General features: G+C 35.8%; 26 protein-coding genes, 1 tRNA gene and 1 pseudogene. 22 read left to right on the forward strand and 6 right to left on the reverse strand.

Annotation, left to right across the window (positions count from 1 at the left end; translation table 11 throughout):
- Window positions 1-59: 59 nt before the first annotated feature.
- Window positions 60-1,811, forward strand: a complete 1,752-nt coding sequence (locus GL301_RS03260; RefSeq protein WP_010958776.1) for a glycerophosphoryl diester phosphodiesterase membrane domain-containing protein — start codon at window positions 60-62, stop codon at window positions 1,809-1,811.
- 38 nt (window positions 1,812-1,849) lie between these two features.
- Here the strand turns inward: GL301_RS03260 and GL301_RS03265 are convergent, their stop codons facing one another.
- Window positions 1,850-2,344, reverse strand: coding sequence for a DUF5067 domain-containing protein (locus GL301_RS03265; RefSeq protein WP_003734460.1), 495 nt, complete (start codon window positions 2,342-2,344; stop codon window positions 1,850-1,852).
- A gap of 79 nt (window positions 2,345-2,423) precedes the next feature.
- Window positions 2,424-3,566, reverse strand: coding sequence for a serine/threonine-protein kinase (locus tag GL301_RS03270; protein ID WP_003731006.1), 1,143 nt, complete (start codon window positions 3,564-3,566; stop codon window positions 2,424-2,426).
- A gap of 106 nt (window positions 3,567-3,672) precedes the next feature.
- On the opposite strand from GL301_RS03270, the gene GL301_RS03275 reads away from it, so the two are divergent.
- From GL301_RS03275 to GL301_RS03295, 5 genes are all read left to right on the forward strand, one after another.
- Window positions 3,673-4,128, forward strand: coding sequence for a hypothetical protein (locus tag GL301_RS03275; RefSeq protein ID WP_003724362.1), 456 nt, complete (start codon window positions 3,673-3,675; stop codon window positions 4,126-4,128).
- Window positions 4,129-4,183: 55 nt separating this feature from the next.
- Window positions 4,184-4,576: a DUF1398 domain-containing protein gene (locus GL301_RS03280; protein ID WP_003724363.1), complete on the forward strand. Its 393-nt coding sequence runs from the start codon at window positions 4,184-4,186 to the stop codon at window positions 4,574-4,576.
- A 96-nt stretch (window positions 4,577-4,672) separates the two neighbouring features.
- Window positions 4,673-5,413, forward strand: coding sequence for a sulfite exporter TauE/SafE family protein (locus GL301_RS03285; RefSeq protein ID WP_003724364.1), 741 nt, complete (start codon window positions 4,673-4,675; stop codon window positions 5,411-5,413).
- An 85-nt stretch (window positions 5,414-5,498) separates the two neighbouring features.
- Window positions 5,499-5,777, forward strand: coding sequence for a hypothetical protein (locus tag GL301_RS03290; protein ID WP_003727247.1), 279 nt, complete (start codon window positions 5,499-5,501; stop codon window positions 5,775-5,777).
- Between the two features lie 16 nt (window positions 5,778-5,793).
- Window positions 5,794-6,072, forward strand: a complete 279-nt coding sequence (locus GL301_RS03295; RefSeq protein ID WP_003724366.1) for a DUF3116 family protein — start codon at window positions 5,794-5,796, stop codon at window positions 6,070-6,072.
- 27 nt (window positions 6,073-6,099) lie between these two features.
- Here the strand turns inward: GL301_RS03295 and GL301_RS03300 are convergent, their stop codons facing one another.
- The 3 genes from GL301_RS03300 to GL301_RS03310 form a co-directional block, all read right to left on the reverse strand.
- Window positions 6,100-6,543 (reverse strand): GNAT family N-acetyltransferase, encoded by a 444-nt coding sequence (locus tag GL301_RS03300; protein ID WP_003724367.1) that lies wholly within the window; start codon window positions 6,541-6,543, stop codon window positions 6,100-6,102.
- A 30-nt stretch (window positions 6,544-6,573) separates the two neighbouring features.
- Window positions 6,574-7,275 (reverse strand): SGNH/GDSL hydrolase family protein, encoded by a 702-nt coding sequence (locus tag GL301_RS03305; protein ID WP_003727246.1) that lies wholly within the window; start codon window positions 7,273-7,275, stop codon window positions 6,574-6,576.
- An 84-nt stretch (window positions 7,276-7,359) separates the two neighbouring features.
- Window positions 7,360-9,039, reverse strand: a complete 1,680-nt coding sequence (locus GL301_RS03310; RefSeq protein WP_010958777.1) for a DUF6044 family protein — start codon at window positions 9,037-9,039, stop codon at window positions 7,360-7,362.
- Between the two features lie 302 nt (window positions 9,040-9,341).
- On the opposite strand from GL301_RS03310, the gene GL301_RS03315 reads away from it, so the two are divergent.
- The 11 genes from GL301_RS03315 to GL301_RS03365 all read left to right on the forward strand — a co-directional run bounded on the left by GL301_RS03315 (window position 9,342) and on the right by GL301_RS03365 (window position 22,501).
- Window positions 9,342-14,114: a Cna B-type domain-containing protein gene (locus GL301_RS03315; RefSeq protein WP_274758836.1), complete on the forward strand. Its 4,773-nt coding sequence runs from the start codon at window positions 9,342-9,344 to the stop codon at window positions 14,112-14,114.
- Between the two features lie 95 nt (window positions 14,115-14,209).
- Entirely contained in the window at window positions 14,210-14,485 is a 276-nt protein-coding gene (locus GL301_RS03320; protein ID WP_003724373.1) for a hypothetical protein, read from the forward strand.
- Between the two features lie 42 nt (window positions 14,486-14,527).
- Window positions 14,528-15,055 carry a cysteine hydrolase family protein gene (locus tag GL301_RS03325; protein WP_003727243.1) on the forward strand — a complete coding sequence of 176 codons (528 nt, stop codon included), beginning with the start codon at window positions 14,528-14,530 and terminating at the stop codon, window positions 15,053-15,055.
- Between the two features lie 360 nt (window positions 15,056-15,415).
- Complete coding sequence (locus tag GL301_RS03330; protein WP_003734454.1) at window positions 15,416-17,446, forward strand: BglG family transcription antiterminator; 2,031 nt, start codon at window positions 15,416-15,418, stop codon at window positions 17,444-17,446.
- A 1-nt stretch (window position 17,447) separates the two neighbouring features.
- Window positions 17,448-17,900: a PTS sugar transporter subunit IIA gene (locus GL301_RS03335; RefSeq protein WP_003741691.1), complete on the forward strand. Its 453-nt coding sequence runs from the start codon at window positions 17,448-17,450 to the stop codon at window positions 17,898-17,900.
- Window positions 17,901-18,962 (forward strand): PTS fructose transporter subunit EIIC, encoded by a 1,062-nt coding sequence (locus GL301_RS03340; RefSeq protein ID WP_003722829.1) that lies wholly within the window; start codon window positions 17,901-17,903, stop codon window positions 18,960-18,962.
- Between the two features lie 14 nt (window positions 18,963-18,976).
- Window positions 18,977-19,285: a PTS fructose-like transporter subunit IIB gene (locus GL301_RS03345; RefSeq protein ID WP_003722830.1), complete on the forward strand. Its 309-nt coding sequence runs from the start codon at window positions 18,977-18,979 to the stop codon at window positions 19,283-19,285.
- A gap of 26 nt (window positions 19,286-19,311) precedes the next feature.
- Complete coding sequence (locus GL301_RS03350) at window positions 19,312-20,580, forward strand: class II D-tagatose-bisphosphate aldolase non-catalytic subunit (RefSeq protein ID WP_003727239.1); 1,269 nt, start codon at window positions 19,312-19,314, stop codon at window positions 20,578-20,580.
- A gap of 89 nt (window positions 20,581-20,669) precedes the next feature.
- Window positions 20,670-21,374 (forward strand): HAD family hydrolase, encoded by a 705-nt coding sequence (locus GL301_RS03355; protein ID WP_003727238.1) that lies wholly within the window; start codon window positions 20,670-20,672, stop codon window positions 21,372-21,374.
- 104 nt (window positions 21,375-21,478) lie between these two features.
- Complete coding sequence (locus tag GL301_RS03360) at window positions 21,479-21,895, forward strand: Rrf2 family transcriptional regulator (RefSeq protein ID WP_003724376.1); 417 nt, start codon at window positions 21,479-21,481, stop codon at window positions 21,893-21,895.
- Between the two features lie 12 nt (window positions 21,896-21,907).
- Complete coding sequence (locus GL301_RS03365; protein ID WP_010958779.1) at window positions 21,908-22,501, forward strand: class I SAM-dependent methyltransferase; 594 nt, start codon at window positions 21,908-21,910, stop codon at window positions 22,499-22,501.
- A gap of 68 nt (window positions 22,502-22,569) precedes the next feature.
- Here GL301_RS03365 and GL301_RS03370 read toward each other — a convergent pair.
- A tRNA-Ser gene (locus GL301_RS03370) sits at window positions 22,570-22,659 on the reverse strand.
- Between the two features lie 541 nt (window positions 22,660-23,200).
- On the opposite strand from GL301_RS03370, the gene GL301_RS03375 reads away from it, so the two are divergent.
- The 5 genes and pseudogenes from GL301_RS03375 (at window position 23,201) to GL301_RS03390 (ending at window position 26,142) form a co-directional block, all read left to right on the forward strand.
- Window positions 23,201-23,872: a hypothetical protein gene (locus GL301_RS03375; protein WP_003724378.1), complete on the forward strand. Its 672-nt coding sequence runs from the start codon at window positions 23,201-23,203 to the stop codon at window positions 23,870-23,872.
- 29 nt (window positions 23,873-23,901) lie between these two features.
- Window positions 23,902-24,087, forward strand: coding sequence for a hypothetical protein (locus GL301_RS03380; RefSeq protein WP_003724379.1), 186 nt, complete (start codon window positions 23,902-23,904; stop codon window positions 24,085-24,087).
- A gap of 123 nt (window positions 24,088-24,210) precedes the next feature.
- Window positions 24,211-24,445, forward strand: a pseudogene (locus GL301_RS14460) (hypothetical protein).
- A gap of 182 nt (window positions 24,446-24,627) precedes the next feature.
- Complete coding sequence (locus tag GL301_RS03385) at window positions 24,628-25,161, forward strand: DUF3267 domain-containing protein (protein WP_003724380.1); 534 nt, start codon at window positions 24,628-24,630, stop codon at window positions 25,159-25,161.
- A 63-nt stretch (window positions 25,162-25,224) separates the two neighbouring features.
- A complete protein-coding gene (locus GL301_RS03390) occupies window positions 25,225-26,142 on the forward strand; it encodes an aldo/keto reductase (protein ID WP_003729364.1) in 918 nt (305 codons plus the stop codon).
- Window positions 26,143-26,360: the final 218 nt, after the last annotated feature.

The following is a 26,360-nucleotide window of genomic DNA, read 5'->3' on the forward strand; positions in this document are numbered from 1 at the left end:
AATTTGCTTCTTGGATAAACTATAAAGCCTTGAAAATTAAACAAAAAAGGGAGAAGCAAATGAATGATTTAAAAGACATTTTTAAAGTATTGTATCAGTTTAAGACAGATTATCTCAAAGTAACCTTATTATTAACAATCTTACAGGCATTTGTGATGGGGCCATTTATTTATTATTTCTTTTTCTTTATTCTCCGAGTCATCGGAGTGCCAGGAATTACAGACGCCAATCTTGGAGAAGTTTTTTCGAGTCCTGTTGCCGTTATTATGCTGCTGATTTTAGCTTTACTCATTTTACTGTTTATATATTATGAACTGGGTTTCTTTATAATGATGGCAATTTATCAATTGCGGGGAGAAAGCTATACCGTTTTCAAAATCATACAAAGGCTCAATGTAAAAGCGAAATACTTTCTTAGTTATCAAGCAATTTATTTTCTGCTATATTTCTTTTTACTTTTGCCCATTGCAGGATTATCTTTACCAATTACGATAACAGAAAACCTCTATTTACCACATTTTATTACGGATGAATTAATGAAAACAACGACGGGAACGTGGCTGTATGTTATTGCAATTGCGATTATTTTCTATATTAGCGCCAGACTTGTGTTTGCTTTGCCCTATTTCATTGAAGACAAATCACTAAAAATAAGTGGGGCTATCCGAAAAAGTTGGAAATACCCGCAAAAAAACTTATTTTTCATGTTACTAAAATGGGTTTTAATAATTGTTGCGATTGGCTTTTTAGTATCGATTATCGCAACGATTATGATGTTGCCGCTTCTCTTAATAGAAAAAATAACTCCGGGAATTGCGGTGTTTATAGCGGGTATTACTTTAACCATACTACAAGTGATAGGTTTCTTTGCCGCTGGAATTTTTCAAGGAATCATTGCGCAATTATTAGTGAAGAACGCCTTTGCTATAGAAGGAAAACCAGCACTTGTGACGCGTAACCAGTTCCCGCATAAAAAGCGATTTATTATTGTAGCGATAATCGTTTTCATTATTTTTAGTAGTTTTAATATTTATACAGTGAATGCGACTTTATATGAACCTAACACGAAAATAATCGCCCATCGAGGTGATACAATGAATGCTGTTGAAAATACGGTGGAAGCCATTGAATCAGCTGCTGAGGCTGGGGCAGATTACAGCGAAATTGATATTCAAGAAACCAAAGATCATCAGTTTGTCGTTTTCCATGATATGACACTGAGAAGACTTGCTGGCAGTTCTAAACGAGTAGCAGATATGACTTTAAACGAGTTGCAGCAAACTAAAGTGAAGAGTGGCGACTATTCGTCTCATATAGCTTCTTTCGATGAAATTATTAAGACGGCGAAAAGGAATAAGATAGATTTACTCGTGGAAGTGAAGTTGCATGGCGGGGAATCTAGCGATATGGTGGAACGACTTGTCACATTGTTAAAGAAAGAAAAAGTAACCGATAAATATCTAGTCCAATCGTTGGACCAACCAGTTATCGAAAAAATAGAACAAGCTGACCCTACGCTTGAAACTGGCATCATATTAGCGCTTAATATTGGAAACTTACCAAAAACATCTGCCGATTTTATTGTTTTAGAAGATTTTTCTATTAATAAACGATTACTTACACAAGCCAGACAAAATAATAAAAGGGTGTTTGTTTGGACGGTAAATAAAGAAAAACTAATGCAAATGTATTTGCGAAAGAATGTAGATGGAATCATTACCAATTATCCTAAAAAGGCGATAGAGCTTAGGGAATCTTTTAATGAAAATGATTCTTTGCGAAGTCGTATTGAAAATAGGTTAGGCTTTTAAATAAAAAGCCGCAAACAAGCACTGTTTGCGGCTGATTTTTATTTTAGTTCAAATGATTTTTTAACAGCGTTTTTGCTGAAACTAATTAATTCTTTTGCTTCTACATCGACTTTATTTTGTGTATCTTGTAGTTTATAAAGCTCAGTTACTTCTAAAGTTCCACCAGGTTGTACGTCTTTTTCAGAGCCGCCCATACTAGCATCAGCTGATACGGTTGTTTCTAACTGAGTGCCATTTTGAAAAGCTTGTTGATCAATAGCTACCATAAAAGAAATGTTTTCTTTGCTGTTATTTGTGAATTTAGTTTTAATTGCGATGGCATTGTTACCTTCAAAATCCTTAACTACTTCCGAACTAAGAATTTCTACTTTATAATCTCCAAGTTCATTTTGATTTGCTTTCTTTTTCGTCTCGGCTTTAGCTGTTTCTGTTTTTTCTGTACTTGCTTTATCCTCTGTCCCACCACATGCAGTTAATGCTAGGGCAAAAGTAACAATCCCCATTAATAGTAAAACGCTTTTCAATTTTTTCATTTTCTTCTCTCCTTCATTTTTTATCTGTCTCTATTAGACCATGTGGAGAGAATAAAAGTCCTATGCAGTGGGCATAGGACTAGGAAAAGATTTCATTATAAATACCATAAATACTTACACAAACGATAATATAAATGACAATACCTGCTTTTCTTGTACCAGGAGAGGATGATTTAAGTAAAGGTAATTTGGACCAAATACCACAAAGATTAGTAAAAATGACAAAAGCAGGAACGATAAGAAAGAAATTGTTAAAAAAGTTTACTATTGGCGACATTTTGACGCCCTCGGTTGGCGGGGTGAATAAACCAAATAGCAAGAATATATAACCTAATACGCCGACAATCATTTTCCAAGGTGTCCCTGTTCTAAAACCGGGAATATGTTTATACCATGGAACAAAGTCCTTTTCGTAATCCGCGGATACATTTTCCCAGTCAGATTCAGTAGAAAAATTATCTAACTCAGTAAAATCGGATAATTCAGAGACGTAGCTTGGGCCAAGTGAGTCGTTTTTGACGGCTGTCCTGAAATCTTGAATGGATTGATAACGCTGTTCAGGATCAAAGGCAGCTGCTTGCATCGCAATTTTTTCAAGCGAAGTGGCATGTTCTTTATCTGGTAAAGTATTTTTTCCTAATAAAAGTTCGAGCATAAGAACACCGATACTGTATATGTCCGACCTCACGTCTGTTTGTGAATAGCCGTATTGTTCGGGAGCAGCGTAACCGATTGTGCCGAGGTTGACAGTGTCTTGATTTTTACCGACTTCAAATACACGGGAAGCATCAAAATCAATTAATTTTAATACGCCGTCGCTAGATATCATAATGTTTGATGGCTTAATATCTCGGTGAATAATCGCATTAGCGTGTAATTCTGTAAGTGCATCAGATAGCATCAGCATTAACCGCGTAACTTCATCCGCCTCAAACGTAGCATTTGCTTTCATTAAATCAGCCAAATTTTTTCCATTTATGTATTCTTCATAAACAATTAATTGATTGCCATTTGGAATCATCACTTCGATTTTTGGCAAATATTTACTAGATAAATCTTTAAGCTGTTCGATCACAGGGGCAAAACTGCTTGGAATTATTTTACGGACAAATAATTCTCCAGTAGATGTATTTCTCGTTAGCACAGCAGGGTTTTCTTTATTATTTAGATTATCTAATTCTTTGTATTGTTCTTCTATAAAAGCGAGTGTCATTTCTCCCATTTATCTAAAACCCCTTCTATACTTTATAGTAAAATTATAGCATGAAGCATAGTAGTCGGGTACATATTTCGTGCTATAATGAAAAAAACAGTCGGGGGTGTGCCTTATGGATGGGGAAAAAGAGACAAGTAAGTTACTTCATGAATTAAAAAAAGCGACCAATTTACGCCAAGTATTAGATGAAAACGAGGCGGAATTTAAATCAAGCGAAATGGTTACCTATTTAAAAGAATTATTAGCAGAGAAAAAATTAACAAAAGCAAGCGTCATTCGTGCGGCGAGACTCCATGAAACATATGGATACCAAATTTTCAGTGGCGTTAGAAGACCGTCACGCGACCGGACGATCGCTCTTTCTTTTGGATTTAAATTAACTGGTTTAGAAGCAAGTAGATTATTAAAATATACAGAATATCCACCTCTTTATGCAAAAAATCGGCGGGATGCGATTATTATTTTTGCGTTAGATCATGGTTATACGCTAGACCAAACGAATGATTCACTCTATGATTTAGAGGAAGCATTAATCGAAACATATAAAGAAGAAAAACCACTTATTTAGCTTTAACTAGAAATCGTGTATAATTTAGGGAGACCTAAATGATTGGAGACTAGTTATGATTAATGAACAAACAATTTTACAAGCAGCAACAAGTGAAAAAAACGCCGGAGATTTTCCTAAAGTAGTTCAAAGTTTTAAAGAATTAGGCGTAACTAAATATCAATTTTTAGTCGAAAAAGGTATTTATGTATTTTGGGATGAAATGGATAATCAAGTAGAATCCAAGTTAAATGGAGTTTCTATGCCAATCTCCGAAGAAATTTCACGCGACAGACTGAAAGATGCAATTAAACAAGCACAAGCGGGAAAAATAGATTTTGAAATATTTATTAAACTAGCTGGGCTAGCAGGTGTCAGACTGTGGGAAGCTGATTTATCTGCAATGAAAGTAACCTATATAGATAATACGGGAAATGATTTGATCGTGGAACCGATTCCGAGTATTTAAAATGCAAAAGACAATAACTTATTGTCTTTTTTTAGTACTTTTAAATTTTGGAAATATGTTATGCTGAAACAGTTGAAAGAAGAGAGGTAAAGTATAATGGATATAATTACGTACTTTCTAATTGCACTAAGTACAAGTGTTGTAGGGAGTTTTTTAGGAATAGGTGGCGGAGTTATTCTTTTGCCAATTCTACTCTTAATGGGTGTTTCTCAAGGAACAGCAGCATTTAGTTCGGCTCTTACTGTGTTCACGATGGCGATTTTCACTTGTAGTATTTATTACAAGAGAAAGCAAGGGAATGTAGGCTTGGCACTGAAAATTGCCGTAACTAGTATTCCAACGACTTTTCTTGGCGCAATGGTGAATCAAATGTTGCCTGAAGCAGTCTATCGCTTTTTGTATGGAGCATTAATCGTTGTTTTACTAGGGATAATGATTTGGAAAAAGAAACGACATAATGAAAAACCACATTTTTTAAGTGAATATCGGATAATTCCATATGTATTCGGTGTAATTATCGGTTTTTTAGCTGGCTTATTTGGTATTGGTGGCGGGCCAATCGTTATACCAATTTTGCTGTTAATTTTCATGTTGAATCAAAAAACGGCATCCGCGACATCCAGTTATGTGACATTACTGACGTCCCTTGCAAGTATCGGTTCCTATGCAATCATTGGTGGAAGTGACTTTTCGATTGGTATTTACATGATACCAGGGGCAATCATCGGTGCGCTAATTGGCACAAGATTAAATAAACTCCTGGATGAAAAATGGATTGCGATTCTATTCAATGTTTTACTTATCGCCCTTTTTGCTTTAAATTTAATTAAGATTTAACCTCGGACAAGCTATGAATGTAGCTTGTTTTTTTGTTGTCATGGCTTGTTTTATGTTAAGCTTAGAGAGAGTAGGAGGGTTTAAGATGAAAAGAAGTTGGCCAGATTTTGCTGCATTTTTGCTAACAATCCTAACTGTAACTTGGATAATATTAACATGGGGATTACATATTTCTGACATTGTACCAGGAGGAGAAAAAGGCGTTTGGTATAAATTAATTCCACTCTTTTTAGGAATAATTTCAACAATAAGTGTCTTTTTTGTGAAAGAAAAACTAGTAAAATGGATTCTGCTAGGTTTTAACATATTATTACTAATTTTAATTTATTTTGTGTACCATATTGGGGAAATTGGGATGTTTTAATAGGGGGATTGATAGAATGGATGAGCCAACCAAAGCAGTGATCTATCAAATTTTATCTAAAACAGAAGAACAAAATGCGACGATGGATCATTTGGTTTTCGAAATGATGCAATTCCCTGGTGCCGCGGCTTTTACTAAGAATGAATTGCTGTTTGGCATTTATTGGCTAGAAACGTATCATTATATTTTTCGAATGAATGAAAATCAAAAGACGAGATATTACCGAACAGAAAAAGGGCATGAAAAATTAGCAGAGCTAGAACTTTTAAAAAAGAATAGTAAAAAAACAACTTGATTTTCCGGGAAATCAAGTTGTTTTTTATTATAAATATTTAGCCATTGTAATATCAGTGTTTTGAAAACCAACTTTATTATATAAGCCGATAGCTGTTTGATTGTGCGCAAATACATGTAGTTCGATTTTTGTAATTTGCATTTCTTTCGCAAGCGCATCTAATGCTTCTAAAGTTTTTGTTCCGAATCCTTTACCACGGAATGCTTCGAAAATCACAAAATCATAAATGAAAGCATGTTTACCAGAGCGAGTTTCGTCCACATGGAACCAAATATAACCGATTTTTTCGCCTGAGATAATGCTGTAGAGATATTCATTTGGTGTAGTAATTCCGTCATATAGCAATTTGTTGAAAGAGTCTTGGGATTTAGCTAAGGCTTCTTCTTCATCCCATGTGCCGGCCTCAACTTTTTCATTTGCGTAATCTGTAATGGCTGTAGATAAAAAATCTTCTAAATCAGAAGCAGTCATAGTTTGTAAATGTAAAATAAAAATTCCTCCTTATGCTTTATGAAAACTTGCGTACTGAATGAATTTGCGTGACATGGCAATATGACCAGCCTCGTTTGGATGAATACCGTCAGCACAGAGCAAATTTTCATAATGAAATTCAGCGAGAAAACTATCACGGACATCAATAATATGGCTACCAGTTTCGGCTGCGATGCGCGAAATCGTATTGCTATATCGTTCCTGCCAGCGATAAATCATCTCTACATCGCCACCTAAAAACTGCAAAATATTATCTTTATTTAGTCCATTTCTCGTAATGAATTCAAAATAACGTTTTGCGTGAAGGGGAGGCAATGTCATTAAAATGGGTTTAATATCCAGTTTTTTTAGTCGTGCAATCATTTCAAGTAATTGCGTTTCAAAAATGTTAAGTGGGGTGCTAGGAATGTGCTCAGCTGTCGGATTTTCGGAAACTTCCGTCCAGTTAAAATCACAATCATTTCCGCCAAATTCGATAATGGCGATATCATTTGTTGCATCTTTTGCTAAGTCTTTTGTTAGAATTTCATGGCCTTTAGTGATTGTACGACCCATTGTGGAATGATTTTGAAAAGTCAGGCCAAGTTTTTCGGATGCTCGTTTAATGCAGTTGTTTTTAAGCAATGTATAGCGATTTTTTTCAGGGTTGAAAAGAACGCCTTTCATAATACTATCGCCCCAAACACCAACTGACTGAATGGTTTTCTTCATAATCATCACTCCTTTTATTAATCATACCACAAAAAAAGCGAAAGGCGCGATTAGTTCGTTAAGAAAAAATCATGCCTCACGCTTTTATTTAGTTGCTTTGTATAAATAGATTTTCCAGTAAGATTCCTTATTATCGAAGGCTTTTTCGAACTGTAGCCCAACTTCTGAAGCATTATCAATCGGAACAGCTGATAGAATATACTTGCCGCCAACCTTTTTAAATGCCTCTGAATTAAAATCTAACTGTTTAATGTGTTTTTTCGAATCCTTGCCGAAATCGTAGTTTTTACCTAATTCGGCAGAAAATATATAACAACGATTACCCCAATTATCATAATAATCTTCTAAAACAGGACTCTTGTCTAGCTCACCAGCAATAATTTTTCGGAAAGCCCTTTTATAAGCAAGAGGATAGGAATTCACATAGCCATCGACAGTATAAAAGCCACTTTCTTGGGAAACAGACGGGTGCAGACCAATACTTCCGACACGGTAACTTGACTGCGGTTTACCAATATAATCTTTAATTTCTTCCATTTGCTCCGTGGCGTAAAATTGATTAATGCTTGGCGAGCCATTTCCAGTGCGGTAGTAAATCTCAGAGTTATTAGCGAAAACAACAACAAGCTGCAGCGCAACTACCACATAAGCTAACTTTCGCCACCAATTTCCTTTTTTTATTAAATAAACAATCGCAAGTGCAAACAGTCCATAAAATAAAAACGGTTGTAAAAAATGGAAGCGCGAAAAGTTAAATGTCCGCATGATTTCCACGTGTTCTTTGATTACATTCCAACCACGATACCACCAAAATCCATACCAAAAAGATAAGAATAAATTAAAGCCAAATAGCCATAAAAACAGTTTTTCTTTGCCCCATTCACGTTTGATAATAATGAGTGCAAGTACAAGGAGTAATACAGGTATAATAACAAATCCAGCCAGTGCCTGGTCATGCGTGTGTCCTATAATGAAATTTTTAAAGCTAAGTCGGATAGAACTTAAAAATGATAACTCTGGTAGACTAAATTCGCTCCTTGAATCCGGTTCGGGGTGCAAAAACATTGCATAAATAAAACGATAATTTACAAGTGCATACAGAAGCGTCATATAAAGCATGCTAAGTAAAAATCGAATATTCACTTGTTTTTTCTTGAAAACATCGTACAACCAAATACATCCAACCATTACTAAAAAGAAACAAAATCCTAATATTAAACTAGAATAAAATGGAAGCAACGTCAGTATAACCACATTCCAAATTCGCCGTTTATTATTCCTAATATTTAAAAATGCCCATAGAGCAAGCGGCATTCCAAGCGTACTCAACATCCCTGATGGCCAAAATGGTGTTAGCGCAAAAGCTAAGGAAACAAAATAAAGTGGCACGAGATATTTTTTATCTTTAATAAGGTAATCCCTTGCCCATAAAAATAATCCTAAAAATGCAAAAACACGTGTAATTAACTGACTCATCGCAAAGGCAATGGGTGTGCTGAAAATCATGTAAAGCCAATCAATCCCAACAAACTCTGAATCAAATGAATCTCTGGGGACGCTGTCATCCATTATTTGATCTATATTTGCTGTCCCGACTTTAGCGGTATAATCCCCGCTATCCAAAACCATTTTGTACCAAGTTACATTAGAATCCAAGTTATCATGAATCCTTACATGACTGTTCCCGCCAAGAATAAATAATGGAGCGACATAAATTACCAATAATAATACAGCAATAATTAGCCACTTATGCTTTTTCCACATAGTTCTCCTCCTTCATTATCTCTACTATATATGTACCCGAGAAAACTATTTTCAATTATATCAAAGGAAACCAGGTTTGTTCATTAAAAAAGGTATAATTTTAACATTTTTTTACGTGTGATTGAACTGTAAATATGGCGGAAACGTCACAATTCTCTTTACTATATAGGCAGTTTTGTCTGATTGGCTTGTTCCAGAAAGCCATTTTAGCGAGTATGATACTTTTAAGAAAACTATTCAAGTAGAACAAAAAAAGTCTACTATGAGTAATTTCAATAATTAGTAGCAAAAGGAGAATTATCATGCTAAAACACAACTGGCAAAAAGTATTCGTTGTAATGGTTGCGGTTACGCTTATTTTTCAATTGGTTCCGTGGTCTAATATCTTCGCCGGAGCAGAAGAAAATCAAACAAAAACAACCCAACAAATAGCACAATCAGATGAACAAAAAGGAGCAGATGAAAACAAAACAACCGTAACATCTGACAATAGAGAGACAACTAAAAATCTAGTTAATGGAAAGCAATTACTAAAAGGCTCTGTTGACTGGAATTTTACAAATAAAGTAACTGACGCAAACGGGAATACAAAACAAACTTATGCACCGGGAGACTCACTCAAGTTTTCAATAAGTTTGGCAATCCCATCCTATTCAGAATCAGTATTGGATGAAACTTATACATTTTGGATACAAAAAGACTTCTTTCAAGGAGACAAAGTAACATTTGTTAATCCAGCAATTGATGGATTAACACCGAGACAAAATGTTTTTACAGACGACTCCATGAAAAACTCGATTGGAACAAAAACAATAAATGGTGTCGAGTATATTGGTTACACGCTCAAATTTAACCAAAGCCCAGAAGCCTTGGCAAAATATGAAGATGAGCCGCTTACTAACGCTAAATTTGATATGTTTGCAACAATAAATACGACTATTACAACGAAAGATGACTATAAAGCTATTGTAATTGAAGATGATAAAGACGTAGATATTAGTAATATTGAAGTCCCCGTGACACCACCAACTCCCGATACAGATAATGGTGTACTCACCGCGTCTAAAGCAATCGATTCTGCTTGGCGGTTAGATAAAGACACTGGAAAATATCTTAAAGTCGCTACATCATCTACAAACTATACACCTGAAAAAGATGATCTAGTTTTCTATTATGTGTATGCTACGAACAATTCAGCGGAAAATGCCGTTTTAGAAAAAATGGTAGATGAATTACCAGCTGGTTTTTCCATTATTACGGAAGGCTCACCAGAATGGCAGGCGTTATCAACTGCATCTGGCTCTTCGCTTCAACGCGGCTGGGTAGCTTCAGCAGACCAAACAAACCTTGCCCCTGGCGCAACTAGGTACGAATTACCATTTTCCCCAGCTCAGACAATCTCCAAAAATGGTGGCGGTATTTATAAAACGATCGCAGCAAAAGTAACAGATCCAACGAAAGATTTGACTAATGTTACTAAAAGCCCAACTAAAGGCGGCGAAGGTAAATCTGGTTCTGTAACGCCAAGTGGGAAAGATGTTTATGACATGGCAATTACGACAAAAATTAGTTCCACTTACGATAAAAACAATAAATATATTGGTGCTGTTAGTAGCACAACTACGCCCGTTTCTATATCAGAAGGAAGCACAGTTGGCGTAACATATACAGCGATTAATCAAGGGAATTATACAAAAGATGTTGTCGTTTATGCCTATGTACCAGCAGGTTATGAACTAAATAATGATACATCTGATTTCAAAACTACGAATGATAAATGGAAATACGAAACAACCGTACCTAGTGGTGGCGGTGTGTGGAGTGATATCAAAGTTTACTCCATTACACTTTCTGGAGGCATGGCATCAGGTGCAACTGCAACTGCGACCATGTACATGAAAGCTATCGGCATGCCAGATGATGGGACTTATAGCGCAGTAGACTTTTACATGGCTGGAGAAATCGGTTCATTTTCTAACTTTAATGGTGATTCTACTTTAGACGGAGCAATTACCGATGTAGATTCGACGCCAGATATGAATCCAGGAAATGATCTGATTAGCAATGTTGATGGTTCTACTGTAAAACCTATTGATGGCTTCCAAAAAGAAAAACCCCATGTTGTAAAAGAAAATGCTAAATCAACAGCGACTTTACAAGATGAAGATGATTTCGATTTTGATTATGTTACGTTCATTAAAACACCAGAAGTAATTCCATCAGAAGGAAAAGTGTTTGAAAAAACACGTCTATCAGCAGCTGATGCAGAAAAAACAGCGCGCAATATGATAGGTAGCGACATCATGGGTTCTGCCTTGAAAGACTATACGCCTCTTGCCGACGATGGTAGAATTACTTCACCAAAAACATATATGGTCTATGAAATGAACATTAACCCATCTGGAGTAGAAGACACACTAAATTCTTCGTTCACAGATACACTTCCAAAAGGATTGAAAATGCTTGAATATGATATTGCTGGTTTAAATTCTAGCAATAAACACATTTATGGTTTTACAACGAACAAATTTGAAGGTACACCGAAATTCACAAATGCAGACGGACAAGATGTTATTGTTTATCAAAAAGGCTTATATTCCGAGAAACAAGTTTGTATTGCCAACCCTACTTTAAATGACGTTGGAGTAAGGTATTTCGGAAATAACGCGGATAAAATGGGTGTAACTGGTTCCGTAACAAAAGATGCACGTACACTAACCCTTAATTTTGGACAACCGGCAGCTGACCCGATGTATAGTGAAACAAAAGCAGCTTATAAAGTGTATATGATTGTGGTAATTGATCCAGACGAAATTGACTACAGCAGTATCATGCATAATAAAGCAACATACACTTACAACGATAAAGTTATTACTTCTTATGAAAATAGCGAAATGTACTGGGATGCTGGTGGCGGTACGGCCTATGCGAAAAAATATGTTTTAGATAATAAAACAAATGCATATTTAAGTGGAAGCCAATATAATGTAGCTACTCCTGATGCAGACGGTAATTTGTCAGTTGGCTATAAAATTCGAGTAAGAAGTGCCTATGAATTTGATAAATCATCTATAAACATTGGAGATATTATTGCTGCAGATAATTTTAAATCTATCTCTAATGTAGAAGTAAATGGTTATGAGGCAAGTCCAAACACGGGCTTCCAAATTGACGGGGAACTTGAAAATCCTGTACCACTTGCTGCGGATAAGTATGCGGTAGAAGCAAAAGCAACTGCAAACACATTAGATATCACAAACCCAGTTGACATTCCACAAATGCAACTATATAACGTTCTTTTCAAAGTGAATTATCAAAAAGTGAAATATGGCGCGAAACTAGTTAACCAAGCAGCAGGGTCAGAAGTTGCAACTGTTGTTCCATTAAACTTAAATCTTCTAAAACAAGATGATATAAGCAAAACAGCATTGACAGGCTATGAATTCAAAGCTTATTATGCAGATGAAAATGGAAAAGCAGATTTAACGAAACCGGTCAAAGATACAAATAGTAATGAAATTGTTATGACAGACTCATCCGGCGCAGCAAATTTCATCCCGACAGGTTATAAAACAACTTCTAAAAATCAAGAATGGAAAGTAGTTCTTGTTGAAACAAAGACACCAACTGGTTATGAATCAAATGAAAATAAAGAGTATCCAGTTACAGTGAAAAGCGATGCGAATGGCAACTTATCCATTCCAGCCACTACAGAAACAAGCCTTGAAATCACCAATAATGATCACGGAGCAACAACAGCGACTATTGACAACCATGCAGACGTGAAAATGATTGATGTGAATGGCGCGAAAACTTGGACTGGTGACAAAGAAGCAGATCGCCCAGATTCCATCGAAGTACAACTTTTGCAAGACGGTGTAGCATACGGTAGCCCAATTACTGTAACAAAAGCAGACGACTGGAAATACGAATTCAAAAATGTTCCAGAAACAAATGCAGATGGAAATAAATACACGTATACAGTTTTAGAAAATACAGTTACTAACTATACAAGTGCTGTCACAGGTCTTGATATTAACAACACGTTAATCAAACCAGATGTAAAAATGATTAATCTTGACGGACAAAAAACATGGAAAAACGATACAGAAAATGACCGTCCCGCATCCATCGAAATTCAACTGCAACAAAATGGGCAAGATTACGGTTTCCCAGTAACAGTTACAAAAGATAACGATTGGAAATACGAATTTAAAAACCTACCAGAAACAACCAATGATGGAGCGGCTTACAATTACACGATTGTCGAAAAAGCAGTTCCAGGCTATGAAACCAAAGTCGACGGAATGAACGTCATCAACACGAAAATAGATGCACCAAAAACCACTGTCTCTGGTGAAAAAACATGGAAAAACGACACAGCCAAAGACCGTCCAGACTATATCGAAGTACAACTTTTACAAAATGGACAAACTTATGGTGATCCAGTCAAAGTAACGAAAGAGAACGACTGGAAATATAGCTTCAAAGATTTACCTAAAGGCGATGCTAACAACAACGATTATCGTTACTCTGTTACTGAAATAGCAGTTCCAGGCTACAAAACAACCACAGATGGAATGAACTTAACCAATACAAAAGTAACCGATGAGAAAAATGTAACTACAGCGAGCGGCACAAAAACTTGGGTGGGAGACAATGAAAAAACACGTCCCGCATCCATCGAAGTTCAACTTTTACAAAACGGTAAAGCATACGGAACACCAATCAAAGTAACAGCAAAATCGAATTGGAAATACAACTTTACCAACCTTCCAGAGAAAGACAAAACAGGTGAAAAATACAGCTATACTGTATCTGAAAAACAAGTATCTGGCTATAGTGTAAAAGTAAAAGGTATGGACTTAACGAATACAAAAGTAACAAAAACGACACCAAAAGATACACCAAAAAATACACCAAAAGATACACCAAAAGATACACATTCTACCAATAAACCAAGTAAAACGAAAAAATTACCTGGAACTGGTGATACGAATGGTATGTTGCTATTTGCTGGTGGATTAGTACTATTATTCTTAGGTCTACACCTTAGAAGAAAAAGTACCAAATAAAGAAAACAGCCGATCCGAGTAAGCTTGGATCGGCTGTTCTTTTGAATAAAGCAAAATCGGGTATACAAATAAAAATGAAATAAGGGGGTTTCATGATGAAAGAAGAATTACTGCAAGCAATCGAAGTCGGCGAGCCAGTTTTACTTGTAACAGCAATCGGGTATATTGTAGGAATTGTGGAAACAAAAGGAGAGCTTATTCGCTTAAATGATGTGTATATCAATTGTGTTTCAGCTAGCAGGGTAAATCGTTTCAGCCGAGGCTTAGCTGTGAACGTCAATCAAGTCATCGGTATGCAACTATTAAGTAAGTCGGAGAAAGACGAAATGATTGGCGGCTGGAAGGCATACGTGGCACCTACAGCTGGCTAAGCTATGATATAATATAAACAGCACTTACGGAGGTCTGAACGAATGATATTATTAGTTGTTGATACACAAAAATTAATTATGACGAATAATCTATACAATTTCGATTCACTTGTACCCAATATAGAACAATTAATCGTCACTGCTCGAAAAAATAAAATAGAAATAGTTTATATACGACATGACGACGGACCTAATACAGAACTTACAGAAGGAAAAGAAGGCTTCGAAATTTACGAAAAATTCCAACCAACCACACTCGAAAGAATTTTTGATAAAAGCGTTAATAGCGCTTTTAAAGGAACAGGCTTACTTGAATATTTAAAAGAAAAAAGCACGAAAAAAATTGTAATAGCCGGGTTGCAAACTGATTTTTGCATCGATGCCACGGTGAAGTGTGGCTTTGAACATGGTTTTCACATGATCGTTCCCGCCCATGCCAATTCGACGGAAGATAACCACTTTATGTCAGGGGAGAATAGTTACAAGTACTATAATGAATGGATGTGGCCTGAGCGTTACGCGACCTGTATATCTATGGAAGAAACGATTAATGAAATGGAACATAATTGATAAATTAGAAAGAAATTGTATAAATCTACCACTTCTTTCTTTTTTTTGGGAAACAGCAGCATTTAAAAAAATAGTAAGTAATATATAAAACCGATTCAAGAATTCCTTGGATCGGTTTTTCTTTAGCCAAATTGCATAAAAGCCGTCTAGTTGGTAAATCGAGCAACCGTTATAATAAAACAGTGAACTAGTTAACGTTTTAGATTGAATTTTAGAAAAGGAGATAGCTAGACTTGTAGTTTTTGTAAAAAATTATTTCGTATTATGTAAATTGTGGAAGTGCTTACAGGGCGTTAACATGGAATTAGGAGCAAGCCTTCTAAATCATTTTATCGCAACTAGTATAAAGAGGTGATAGAGATGTTAAGTGGCAGAATGGTACTAATCATAAAGTATTTAGAAGGCAAAAGTGAGTCGAGTATTCGGGGTATCAGTAAAAAACTCGAAATATCTGAGCGGAAAGTTAGATATGATATCGACAATATAAATGACGCACTTACGCTTAATCAATTAAAACCAATTTTGAAGGAGGGAAAAGGGAGGTTAGTTATACCAGCTGATTTGGCCAAATTAGCACTGGAGGAAAAAGAAACTTATATTTTTGCTCCGCAGGAAAGAATCAATATTTTACAGTATTTGCTATTTTTCAATGTTAAAAAGGTGAACTTGGAACATTTAAGTAAATGGATGAATGTTTCGCGAACTACGATTAAAAAAGATTTATTGTTAATGGAAGTACAGTTGCAAAAGTTGAATCTTCAATTGGTTTATAAACAAGGCTATAAATTAATCGGCAATGAAAACGCTCTCTTGAATGAACGCGTTCGGATTTTGCGAGATTACATTGATTTTATCCCAAACGAAGATATAGAAACAAACTTTTATAGAAAATGTATGTTAGGTGAGATGAAAGTATCACTTAAAAACATTGATATAAATGGCGTGAACAAGTGGTCTAAGCAACTTTTGAAACAAATGGGTTGGATTTTAAATGATGAATCGTATTATTGGTATTTAGCGAATATTTTAGTCTTTTGCTGGTATATAAAAAATGATGTCACTAATCCACTTAAAGATGCAAAGCTGGTACTTCCAATTTTTAATTCCCAATTAATTCAAGGGATGGAAGTGATATTAGATTACGAGCTTAGTCAGGAGCAGTTAAATATTCTAGTCGGCTTTGTTTTTTTCACGAACAAGTATGCAAGCTTGAATGAAGAAATGGACTTAATTACAACAGAAACGATAGTAAATTCGCTAATCATATCTATGAGTGAAGAACTTAATTTGCCTTTTTTAGAAGATGCGATTTTGTATAAAGGATTACTAAATCATGTAGCTCCACTGATTGAAAGAGTGAGAGGGAATGTACAAATTTACGAAGATACTTTTGATGTTATTCCAACTGAATTTCTCTATATTTTACAAGCAACAAGCAAGGTGGTTAAAACTATCCCGTTACTTGAGAGCGTCGAAAATGAGAGTGAAATATCTTTGTTGGCGATTCATTTTTTAGCGAGTATTCAGCGTAATCAGCGCGAGGAGAAGGTGCATGTATTACTTGTTTGTGGTCTTGGCTACGGAGCAATTGCAATGATGAAAGATACACTAAATAGCGAGTATCAAATCGCTTTTGTCGCAACCATCCCCGAATATATGTTAAAAGATTTTACTGCTTGGGAAGATGTGGATTTAGTCATTACAACAGCAAAAGTGACAACCCCACTACCAAAACCGACTGTCAAAGTAAGCCCAGTTTTAAAAGAGTGTGATTTAGTGGAGTTAGAAAAGCAAGGCTTAAAAAAGAAGAATATTTTGACTAGTTACTTTGCGATTAATAAGCGGCTTAGTTTCCTTGATGGCACTGTGAAGCAACAAGTTATTAGCGTTATTAAGGAAGAACTGGGTTATGGGCATGTTAGTATTCCGAATCGAAAGTTAGGGTTAAGTGATTTAATTGGAATAGATGCGATTCAGATTATATCAGAGAGTTTAACGTGGCAAGAAGCCATTCAGCGTGCTACAAAGCTACTATCTGATAATCATTTCGTACTTCCAGCTTATGCGGAGAATATCAAACAAATTCAAGAAGAACTAGGCTTTTATTCCGTTAAAGATGAGGAATTTGCTTTGTTTCACGGGAATGACAGCCAGTTAGTTCGGATGAATAGTATGGCTCTTTTGATTAGTGAACAGCCGGTTATATTTGGAGAGAAGCAAGCCAAAGTCATTTTTATTCTCGCCAGTAAAGATAAAAAAGAGCAAATTCCAGCAATTATTACCTTAACTAAAATGACTTATCAAACAGATTTTATTTCTAAATTAGAACAAGCAAAAAATCCGATTGATGCAGATAGAATTATAAAAAAATATGAAGAGGAGGTTAGATAATATGGGTGTGAAAATCGACTTCTTGTCTATTTCAAACATCAATGTAAATACTAAAGAAGAGGCGATTCTACAATTAGTGAATATTTTAGGAAAAGCTGATTATTTGGCAGATAAATCCCTGTTTGAACAGGCTATTTTAGAACGCGAACGAACATTATCCACATACATTGGACACGAAATCGGCTTGCCTCATGCCCAAAGTAGTGGCGTAAAAGAACCCTGCGTCGTTGTTGGGAAATTAAGTAAACCTGTGAAGTGGACTGAAGAGGAAGAATTTGTCCAAATTGTATTTTTAATCGCGGTTCCTAGAGATAACCAAAATAATTTACATTTAAAAGTACTATCCAATCTAGCAAGACTATTAATGCATGAAGATTTTCGAACAAAATTGAGTGAATTAGACGACACGGCAACAGTGGCACTATTAAACAAAAGTGTGAAGGAGGATAACTAAATGAGAACGCTTAAATTTTTGCAAAAACATTTGATGACAGCAACTTCGTATATGATTCCATTTGTCGTAGCTGGGGGGATATTGTTTGCGCTATCCGTTATGTTGAGCGGACAAGCTGCCGTTCCTGATGCGGGCTGGTTAGCAAAACTCAACCAAATTGGTGCAGCAGGCCTGGCTTTATTCATTCCGATTCTTGGTGGCTACATAGCCTTTAGTATGGCAGATAAACCTGGGCTGGCACCTGGGATGATTGGTGCATACTTAGCAAACGAAATTGGTGCAGGATTTATCGGTGGTATTATCGCTGGTTTCTTAGCTGGTTTTGTCGTAATTCAATTAAAGAAAATTAAATTAGCACCTTCGATGAGAACGTTAGGATCCATTTTCATTTATCCATTACTTGGGACTTTGATTACGGGTGGAATTATCGTTTTCCTCATCGGAGAGCCAATCTCAGGTTTTATGGATTGGATGACAAATGCGCTAAATAGCTTATCAGGGGCAGCAAAAGTTCCGCTAGGTGCACTTCTTGGTGCGATGATTTCCTTTGATATGGGTGGACCTGTAAATAAAGTAGCAGCAACGTTTGCACAAACCCAAGTAGATACACTCCCATATTTAATGGGCGGAGTTGGTGTAGCGATTTGTGTACCGCCAATTGGTTTAGGCGTAGCAACACTTCTATTTCCAAAGAAATTTACTCGCGTAGAAAAAGATTCGGGAATTGCAGCACTTTTAATGGGAAGCGTTGGTATAACAGAAGGAGCAATTCCTTTTGCAACAGCAGATCCATTACGGGTCATTCCATCGATTATGGTTGGTTCGATTGTAGGGAACGTTTCGGCTTTCTTATTTGGTTGTTTAAATCACGCGCCTTGGGGTGGTTTGATCGTTTTACCTGTAGTTGATAACCGGATTGGTTATATTGCTTCCATTGCGCTTGGGGCAGTTGTGACGGCAATTATGCTCCGAATTTTGAAGAAAGATGCTACAGAGCTTGACGAGGCACTGGAGGAAGGGCAAGACATAGATGACTTAGATATTAATTTTGAAGACATTTAGAAAGGATGATAACAATGAAAATAGTAGCAGTAACTTCATGTCCAAGCGGTGTGGCACATACGTATATGTCAGCAGAATCACTCGAACTCTCCGCAAAAAAAATGGGCGTCACTATTAAAGTAGAAACACAAGGCTCCTCTGGTATCGAAAATAAATTAACTGCAAAAGAAATCGAGGAAGCAGATTGTGTCATTATCACAAATGATGTCGAAATAAGAGAAAGCCAACGATTCAAAGGGAAAAAAGTGGTCAAAATGAGCGTTTCAGAAATTATAAAAAAATCGGACGCGCTAATTAAAAAGTTACAAACCATGTTCGAATGAAATCAGATTTTAGGAGGAAAAATTAATTGAAATTACCAATAAAAAAAGCAGTAGAAGCACTTTTGAAATTACAAACAACAGGAGATAGCGCTACACTTATCGGCGTTGGACCAATGTCTCGCAATCTTTTACAAGCAAGTTTTGAATTAGCGAAAGAAGATGATTACCCGCTTATGTTCATTGCAAGTCGTAATCAAGTAGATGCGGATGAACTTGGTGGTGGATATGTTAATGGCTGGAACCAATTTAGCTTTATTGAAGCAATTAAAGAAGTGGCTAAAGAAGTGGACTTTGATGGGCTATATTATGTATGCCGTGATCACGGAGGCCCTTGGCAACGGGATCAAGAGAGAAATGATCACTTACCAACAGAAAAGGCGATGGCGTTAGGAAAAAAATCTTATATAGCGGATATTGAAGCTGGCTTTGACTTATTAATGATTGACCCGACCAAAGACCCTTTTGAAGTGGGAAAAGTTATTCCACTGGAAACTGTACTGGAAAGAACGGTTGATTTAATTGCATTTTGTGAGGAAGAACGAAAAAAACGTGGGCTACCAGAAATCGGTTATGAAGTTGGAACGGAAGAAACAAACGGCGGGCTAACTTCAACAGAAACGTATGAAAAGTTCATTACGCAATTAAAAGTGGAATTGGAAAAACGAAATTTACCATTACCGACTTTCATCGTTGGGCAAACGGGAACATTAACTCGTAAAACCGAGCAAGTAGGTCACTTTAATTTCAAAAACGCCTATGACTTAGCTCAGATGGCAAAAAAATATGGTGTCGGTTTGAAAGAGCATAATGGCGATTATCTGGATGACGTTACGCTTTTAGAACATATTCCATCAGAAATAACAGCGACCAATGTAGCCCCGCAATACGGAACAGAAGAGACTCGCGCGTATTTGAAATTAGTTGAGTTAGAGCAAAAATTAGTAGAGAATGGCTTAATCAAAACTCCTTCTAACGCACGAGAAGTTTTACTCATTCAATCGATTAAAAGTGAACGCTGGCGCAAATGGATGTTAGATGGACAAAAAGATATTACTATCAATGAAATCATGCAAGATGATGATTTATCACTTGAAATCCTAGATATCGCAGGTCATTACACATTCAATGATGCAATGGTTAAGAAAGAAATCCACACATTATATGCTAATTTAGCTGCGAATAATATTGATGGAAAACGCTTTGTAATTGATCATATTAAACGTCCCATCCGCAACTACTCCGAATGTTACAATTTAAAAGGAGCCACAACCCGAATTAAACAATTAGCTAAATGATGTAGAGAGTCTAAGCACTTTGCTTAGGCTCTTCCTACTTTTTTGATTTAATGGTAGAGTAAAAGGAGTGAATTTTGCAGGAGGAAATGATGATTAATTTAATTTTTGATATTGATGACACAGTTTATGACCAATTAAAACCATTTGAAAACGCATTTAAAACTGTTTTTGGAAAAGCGGACCACCTGAAAATCGAAAATTTATATATTAAAAGTCGATTTTATAGTGATGAAGTGTATCACCGCGTTGTCCAAGGCGAAATGCCGAAAGCAAAAATGCACGTTTATCGTATTACGCAGGCGCTAAATGATTTTGATTATCAAATTACTAAAAAAGAAGCAGAAGCCTTTCAACACGCCTACGAACAAAACCAACGCAAAATCGAACTTACGTCAGGGATTAAAGAAATTCTCACATGGGCGAAAAAGAACGAAATCACGATGGGAATCATTACAAACGGACCAAAAGAACATCAACAACATAAAATAAATGATTTACAAATCAATGATTGGATTCCAACCGAGCACACGTTCATTTCTGGTAAAGTCGGTATTGAAAAACCAGACAAGAAAATATTTAAGCTAGTAGAAGAACAAATCGGTATTAAGGGTGCCGAAACCTATTATATTGGCGATTCTTTCGAAAATGATGTTATCGGTTCAAAAAGTGCTGGTTGGAAATCAATTTGGTTGAATAGACGAGGACATTTGATACCAACAGAGGCAGCATTTCAGCCAGATTATTGTGTTGAAAATGAGCAACAATTATTCGCAATTTTACAGGAGATATTTTAAGACCTTTTTCCATTTTTGGAAAAGGTTTTTTAGTTATGAATTGACACTTCTGATTATAAGAGATATTATAGAGTGGTTAAGTCTTTAATTAAGAAGGTGAAAATATGAAATTTTCCAAAGCAACCAATTATGCACTACATACGATGGTTTATTTAGCTAATTTGTCACCAGAAAAGTCTGTCGGTGTGAAAGAACTTGCAACCAAGCAAAATGTGTCGCCAACTTATCTATCTAAAGTGTTGACGATGCTAGTGAAAGCTGGCTTTATTGAATCAGTAACAGGCGTCAATGGTGGGTATAAGTTAGCGGAACCAGCAAGTAGTATTAGTTTTCTTGATGTCATTCAAGCGATTGAAGGGAAGGGCGCCTTTTTCCATTGTGACCCTAAAAACCACAGCGAAAGCCAGCCGCACTGCTTGATTGGCGAAGTGATGAATAAGGCGGAGCAACAAATGGAAGATTATTTAAGCAAACAAACAGTAGGTAGTATTGTCGTAGAAATTGAAAAACATCAACATTAAAGGAGTGCTAAAATGAAACATCATCATAATCATCACGGGGAAGCTGGTTTTAAGCGGAAAGTAGATTATTTGGATCGACCAGAGCGGAGTGAAGTGCTGTCGCCAGAGGATTTTTTGCAGGCAATGCCAATCGGAAAAACAGCAAGTATTTTAGATTTAGGAGCGGGAACAGGATTTTTAACAATTCCAGCTGCAAAATTCGTTGATAATACAGTTTTTGCATTAGATTTAGATGCGAAAATGTTGGAATTAATTGAGTCAAAAGCGAAGGAAGCAGGTTTGGCTAATGTAGAAACGTTAGAAGCCAGCATGGATGATATTCCACTTGAGGCAAATTCCGTGGATGTTGTGCTCGCATCGCTCGTGTTACATGAAGCAGATTCGCTCGCAGATGTTTTGCGCGAAGTGAGTAGAGTTGTGAAGACTGGCGGCTACTTTGCTAGTTTGGAATTTGACACGAAAGGGACTGATTTAAAAGGCCCACCAATGGAAATTCAGATTTCTGCGGAGAAATTGAAGGAAGAGCTTGCGGGATTTGGGTTTGAAGTGGTGAAGAATTGGCAGTTGGATGAGGGTATGTATGTGAGTATTGCGGTGAAGAAGTAACAGCAAAAAGGTTCACGTCTAAAAATAGCAATCAAAGCTATTTTTAAGCGTGAACCTTTTTATTTCTACGGAGAAACGGGGATTCGAACCCCGGCGCGGCATACACCGCCTAACAGATTTCGAGTCTGTCCCCTTCAGCCGGACTTGGGTATTTCTCCATGTTGATATCCAATGTTTCGAGGATGTTTGAATGTTTTTGACTATAAAATCAATTTCAACAGATTTTATTTTAGCATAAAATTAGGAAAAAGAGAAGCAGTGGAATCTTTCTTTTCTTGCGTGACATGAGTATAAAAATTAGAGTATGAGATTATTATTACAAGCATATTTATTAAGAATCAATAATTTTTAGGTTTAATGAATAATTATACTGTTTTATTCACTTGGATTTTATGGAATATGATAAAAAATTAAATAAATAAGGATTTTTACATAAAAAACAACTTATGCATCAGTTAAATATGTATTTTTTATGACACTTAGGTAGCAGGCTGCATAAATAATGAATAACAAGCTAAAGTGTGGCTTTTTTTGCAAAAAAAATCACAAAGTTACACAATATGTGTAAGAATAAGTATCAATAACCCTCACTTTTGGTCGTTCACGACAAGAATCGGGCATTTCATTACATTTTTGGTTATACATTGGCTTTTCATGATACATTACATGTGTAAGACATATAAAGGAGATGGTACATAAATGGAAATGAAAAAACTTATTAAATGCACTGCACCAATCTTTATTGCTACGCTCATTATTTTGCCTGTTTCTCCGTCTATTTCAGCATTGGCGAATGAGACCTCAGAGATTAGCGAAGGGATTAATGCAACAGAAAAAACAATTGAAACAGAAGAGCTTGTCGTAGAAGAAATTAGTAATGATGAATATCAAGTACTGGATAAAGAGACAAATGAAACAACTTCAATTGAATTTTCAAAAAATCATATGCAATCTACTATTACAAATCCAGATGGCACTATAGACACAATGATTAAAAAGGATAACTTAATTTACCTAAATGGTGAAGTTATAGGTGAAGAGGTAAAAGAAGAATCGAGACAATTATTAAAAGCCTCTGCTTATAAATATGTTACGACGTTTAAAACAAAAATGTCACTAAAGAAAACAAGTGCATCTATTGCAGTGTCATTAGCTGGTTTGCTTGGAGGACCCGTTGGAGTATTTAGTACAGTAGCAGGTATGCTACTAACATTGAAATCTTATGCCCCGAGTAAAGAGGTTTATATAAAAATTAAACAATATTATAATAGTTACTCAAGGGAAATAAAAAATGATTATTCTATTTATAAAAAATCTAACTATACTGGACTGCTTAAGACATTTACACATAAATATCGTCCGTACGGTTGAAAATTGATATAGTATTGGAGGCTTAGGTTATGAAAAAAGTGAAAATGGAAAAGTGGCTCATTGGTGTATATGCCCTTGTAGTATTAATGTGTATTATTATTTACTTTGCAACAGAAAGTATAATCTTATTGTTACTAGGGTTCATAGCTCTTCTTGGAACAGGATTCCAAACTTTAAGATACCGAAATGCAAAGAAATCAATCAAAGCTAAATAAACAAAATGTAGGTTGGGATAAAATTATCCTGCCTACTTTTTATTTATGTGTAGAATTCTTTTAATCATTCCCACTTGGTTTTGAGTGCGTTTGTTCGTAAGATGTTATTAAGAGATGACAAACATGTATAATATAATTGATTACATTATAGAACATTCTATATCTTTTAGCAGATGTACTTAAACGTAATTGGTCAATAGAAACATTATACTTAAAGAACAATCATCATATGCAATACAAGTATGTAGTTCCTGTTAATTTAGATCACGAAAGAAACATAGGTTAATTAAAGTGATTTGACGAACGATTAATTGATATTAATATAGAAGATATTGTTGTTTGTAAGGTTGTGACATGAGAGTATATAGCTTTAACGATTCAAAGGCTTGTAAAAATTTATAGAAACCGACAAAAGAAAAACTTTTCACCTCCCTCAGCCGGACTTGGGTATTTCCCCACTATGACATAGAATGCTGACAAGAAGTATTGTATAATTGTAATAACGAAAATATCAGCGTTTTTATAAAAGGAGCGGTCTGGATGGAAAGAAAATTGATTCAGGAAATTAATTTACTAGAAAATAAAAAATTGGTTATGAATTTGAATATTGTTGCGATTGCTATTGTACTCATATTAACTGTTTTAGGAATTGTTTTTTCAGGTGGTTTTGCAATTACGAATGGTTTTATGGGGATTATTTGGATGTTTGGTGGTTATGCAGTAGCAATTGTTATTCACGAAGCCGTACACGGGATTTTCTTTAAAGCATTTCGTCCAGAAGCAAAAGTGAAATTTGGTTTTAAAAATGGGATGGCTTATGCTGGAAGCCCCGGAGCATTTTATACGAAAGCACAATTCTTTATTATTTCGATTGCGCCATTTATCGTTCTTACGGGTTTGTTCATTTTTCTGCGATTTCTTGGGGTGAATGAAGCGGTTCTTTATTTAATTTTTGCGTTACATACGTCTGGTTGTGTTGGGGATTTTTACTACTGCATTCTCTTGATTAATCAACCGGCTGGAATCGTTGTGGAGGATACGGATAAAGGCATTAATTTTTATTCAGAAGGTTAAGCTTGGTAACGATTACAACAAAGTGTTAGAATAAGGATATACTTTTAGAAAGAGGTGCTTAGTTTGAAACGAATAACAATTGGAAATAGCGCTTTAACAGCTTCAGAAATTTCGCTAGGATGTATGAGAATGGCGGATCTTAGTAAAGAGGATGCCAACAAAGTGATTAATACAGCACTTGAAAATGGCATTGATTTTTTTGACCACGCGGATATTTATGGCGGCGGTAAATCAGAGGAAGTTTTTGCTGATGCAATTGATATGAATGCAACTATTCGTGAAAAAATGATTCTTCAATCAAAATGTGGAATTCGTCAAGGATTCTTTGATTTTTCAAAAGAGCACATTATTGCTTCTGTGGAAGGTAGCTTAAAGCGCCTGAAAACAGACTATTTAGATACACTTTTACTTCACCGTCCGGATACACTTTTCGAACCAGAAGAAGTAGCGGCAGCTTTCACAGAATTAGAGAAAAGTGGAAAAGTGCGTCATTTCGGCGTAAGTAATCAAAATCCAGGTCAAATTGAACTACTGAAAAAATATGTAGACCAAGAATTAATCGCCAACCAACTGCAATTTAGCATTATGCATACGGGTATGATTGATACTGGTTTTAATGTGAATATGACGATTGATCCTTCACTTGATCGTGACGGCGGTATTTTGGAATATAGTCGCTTAAACAACATGACAATCCAAGCATGGTCCCCGTTCCAATATGGTTTCTTTGAAGGAGTTTTCTTGGATAACGATAAATTCCCTGAATTGAACAAAGTAATCGACAAAATTGCTGCTGACAAAGGTGTAACTAACTCAGCTATAGCGGTTGCGTGGATTCAGCGCCACCCAGCGAGCTTCCAAACAGTGGTTGGTACAATGAATCCGGGAAGAATTGCTGATATTGCAAAAGCTTCTGACGTAACACTTAGTCGCGAAGAATGGTATGAAATTTACCGTGCGGCTGGCAACCAATTACCTTAATGAGATCAGACACTTGGGCATTATGCTCAAGTGTTTTTTTATGTATTGGAGTGATAGTGAAATTCATTCTCAATTAGAATATAATTTTATCAATTAGTTTGATATGTCATTAGGAAAGTGCTATAATAACAAGTGAGTTAAGGACGCATGTTTTTATATTTATTTATAATAATTATTGTTTAATCTGTTTTTCGCGGTTGCGAAAGCAGATTTTTGTG

It is taken from the genome of Listeria sp. LM90SB2, assembly GCF_028867355.1.
In the GTDB taxonomy this organism is placed as follows: Bacteria; Bacillota; Bacilli; order Lactobacillales; family Listeriaceae; genus Listeria; species Listeria monocytogenes_B.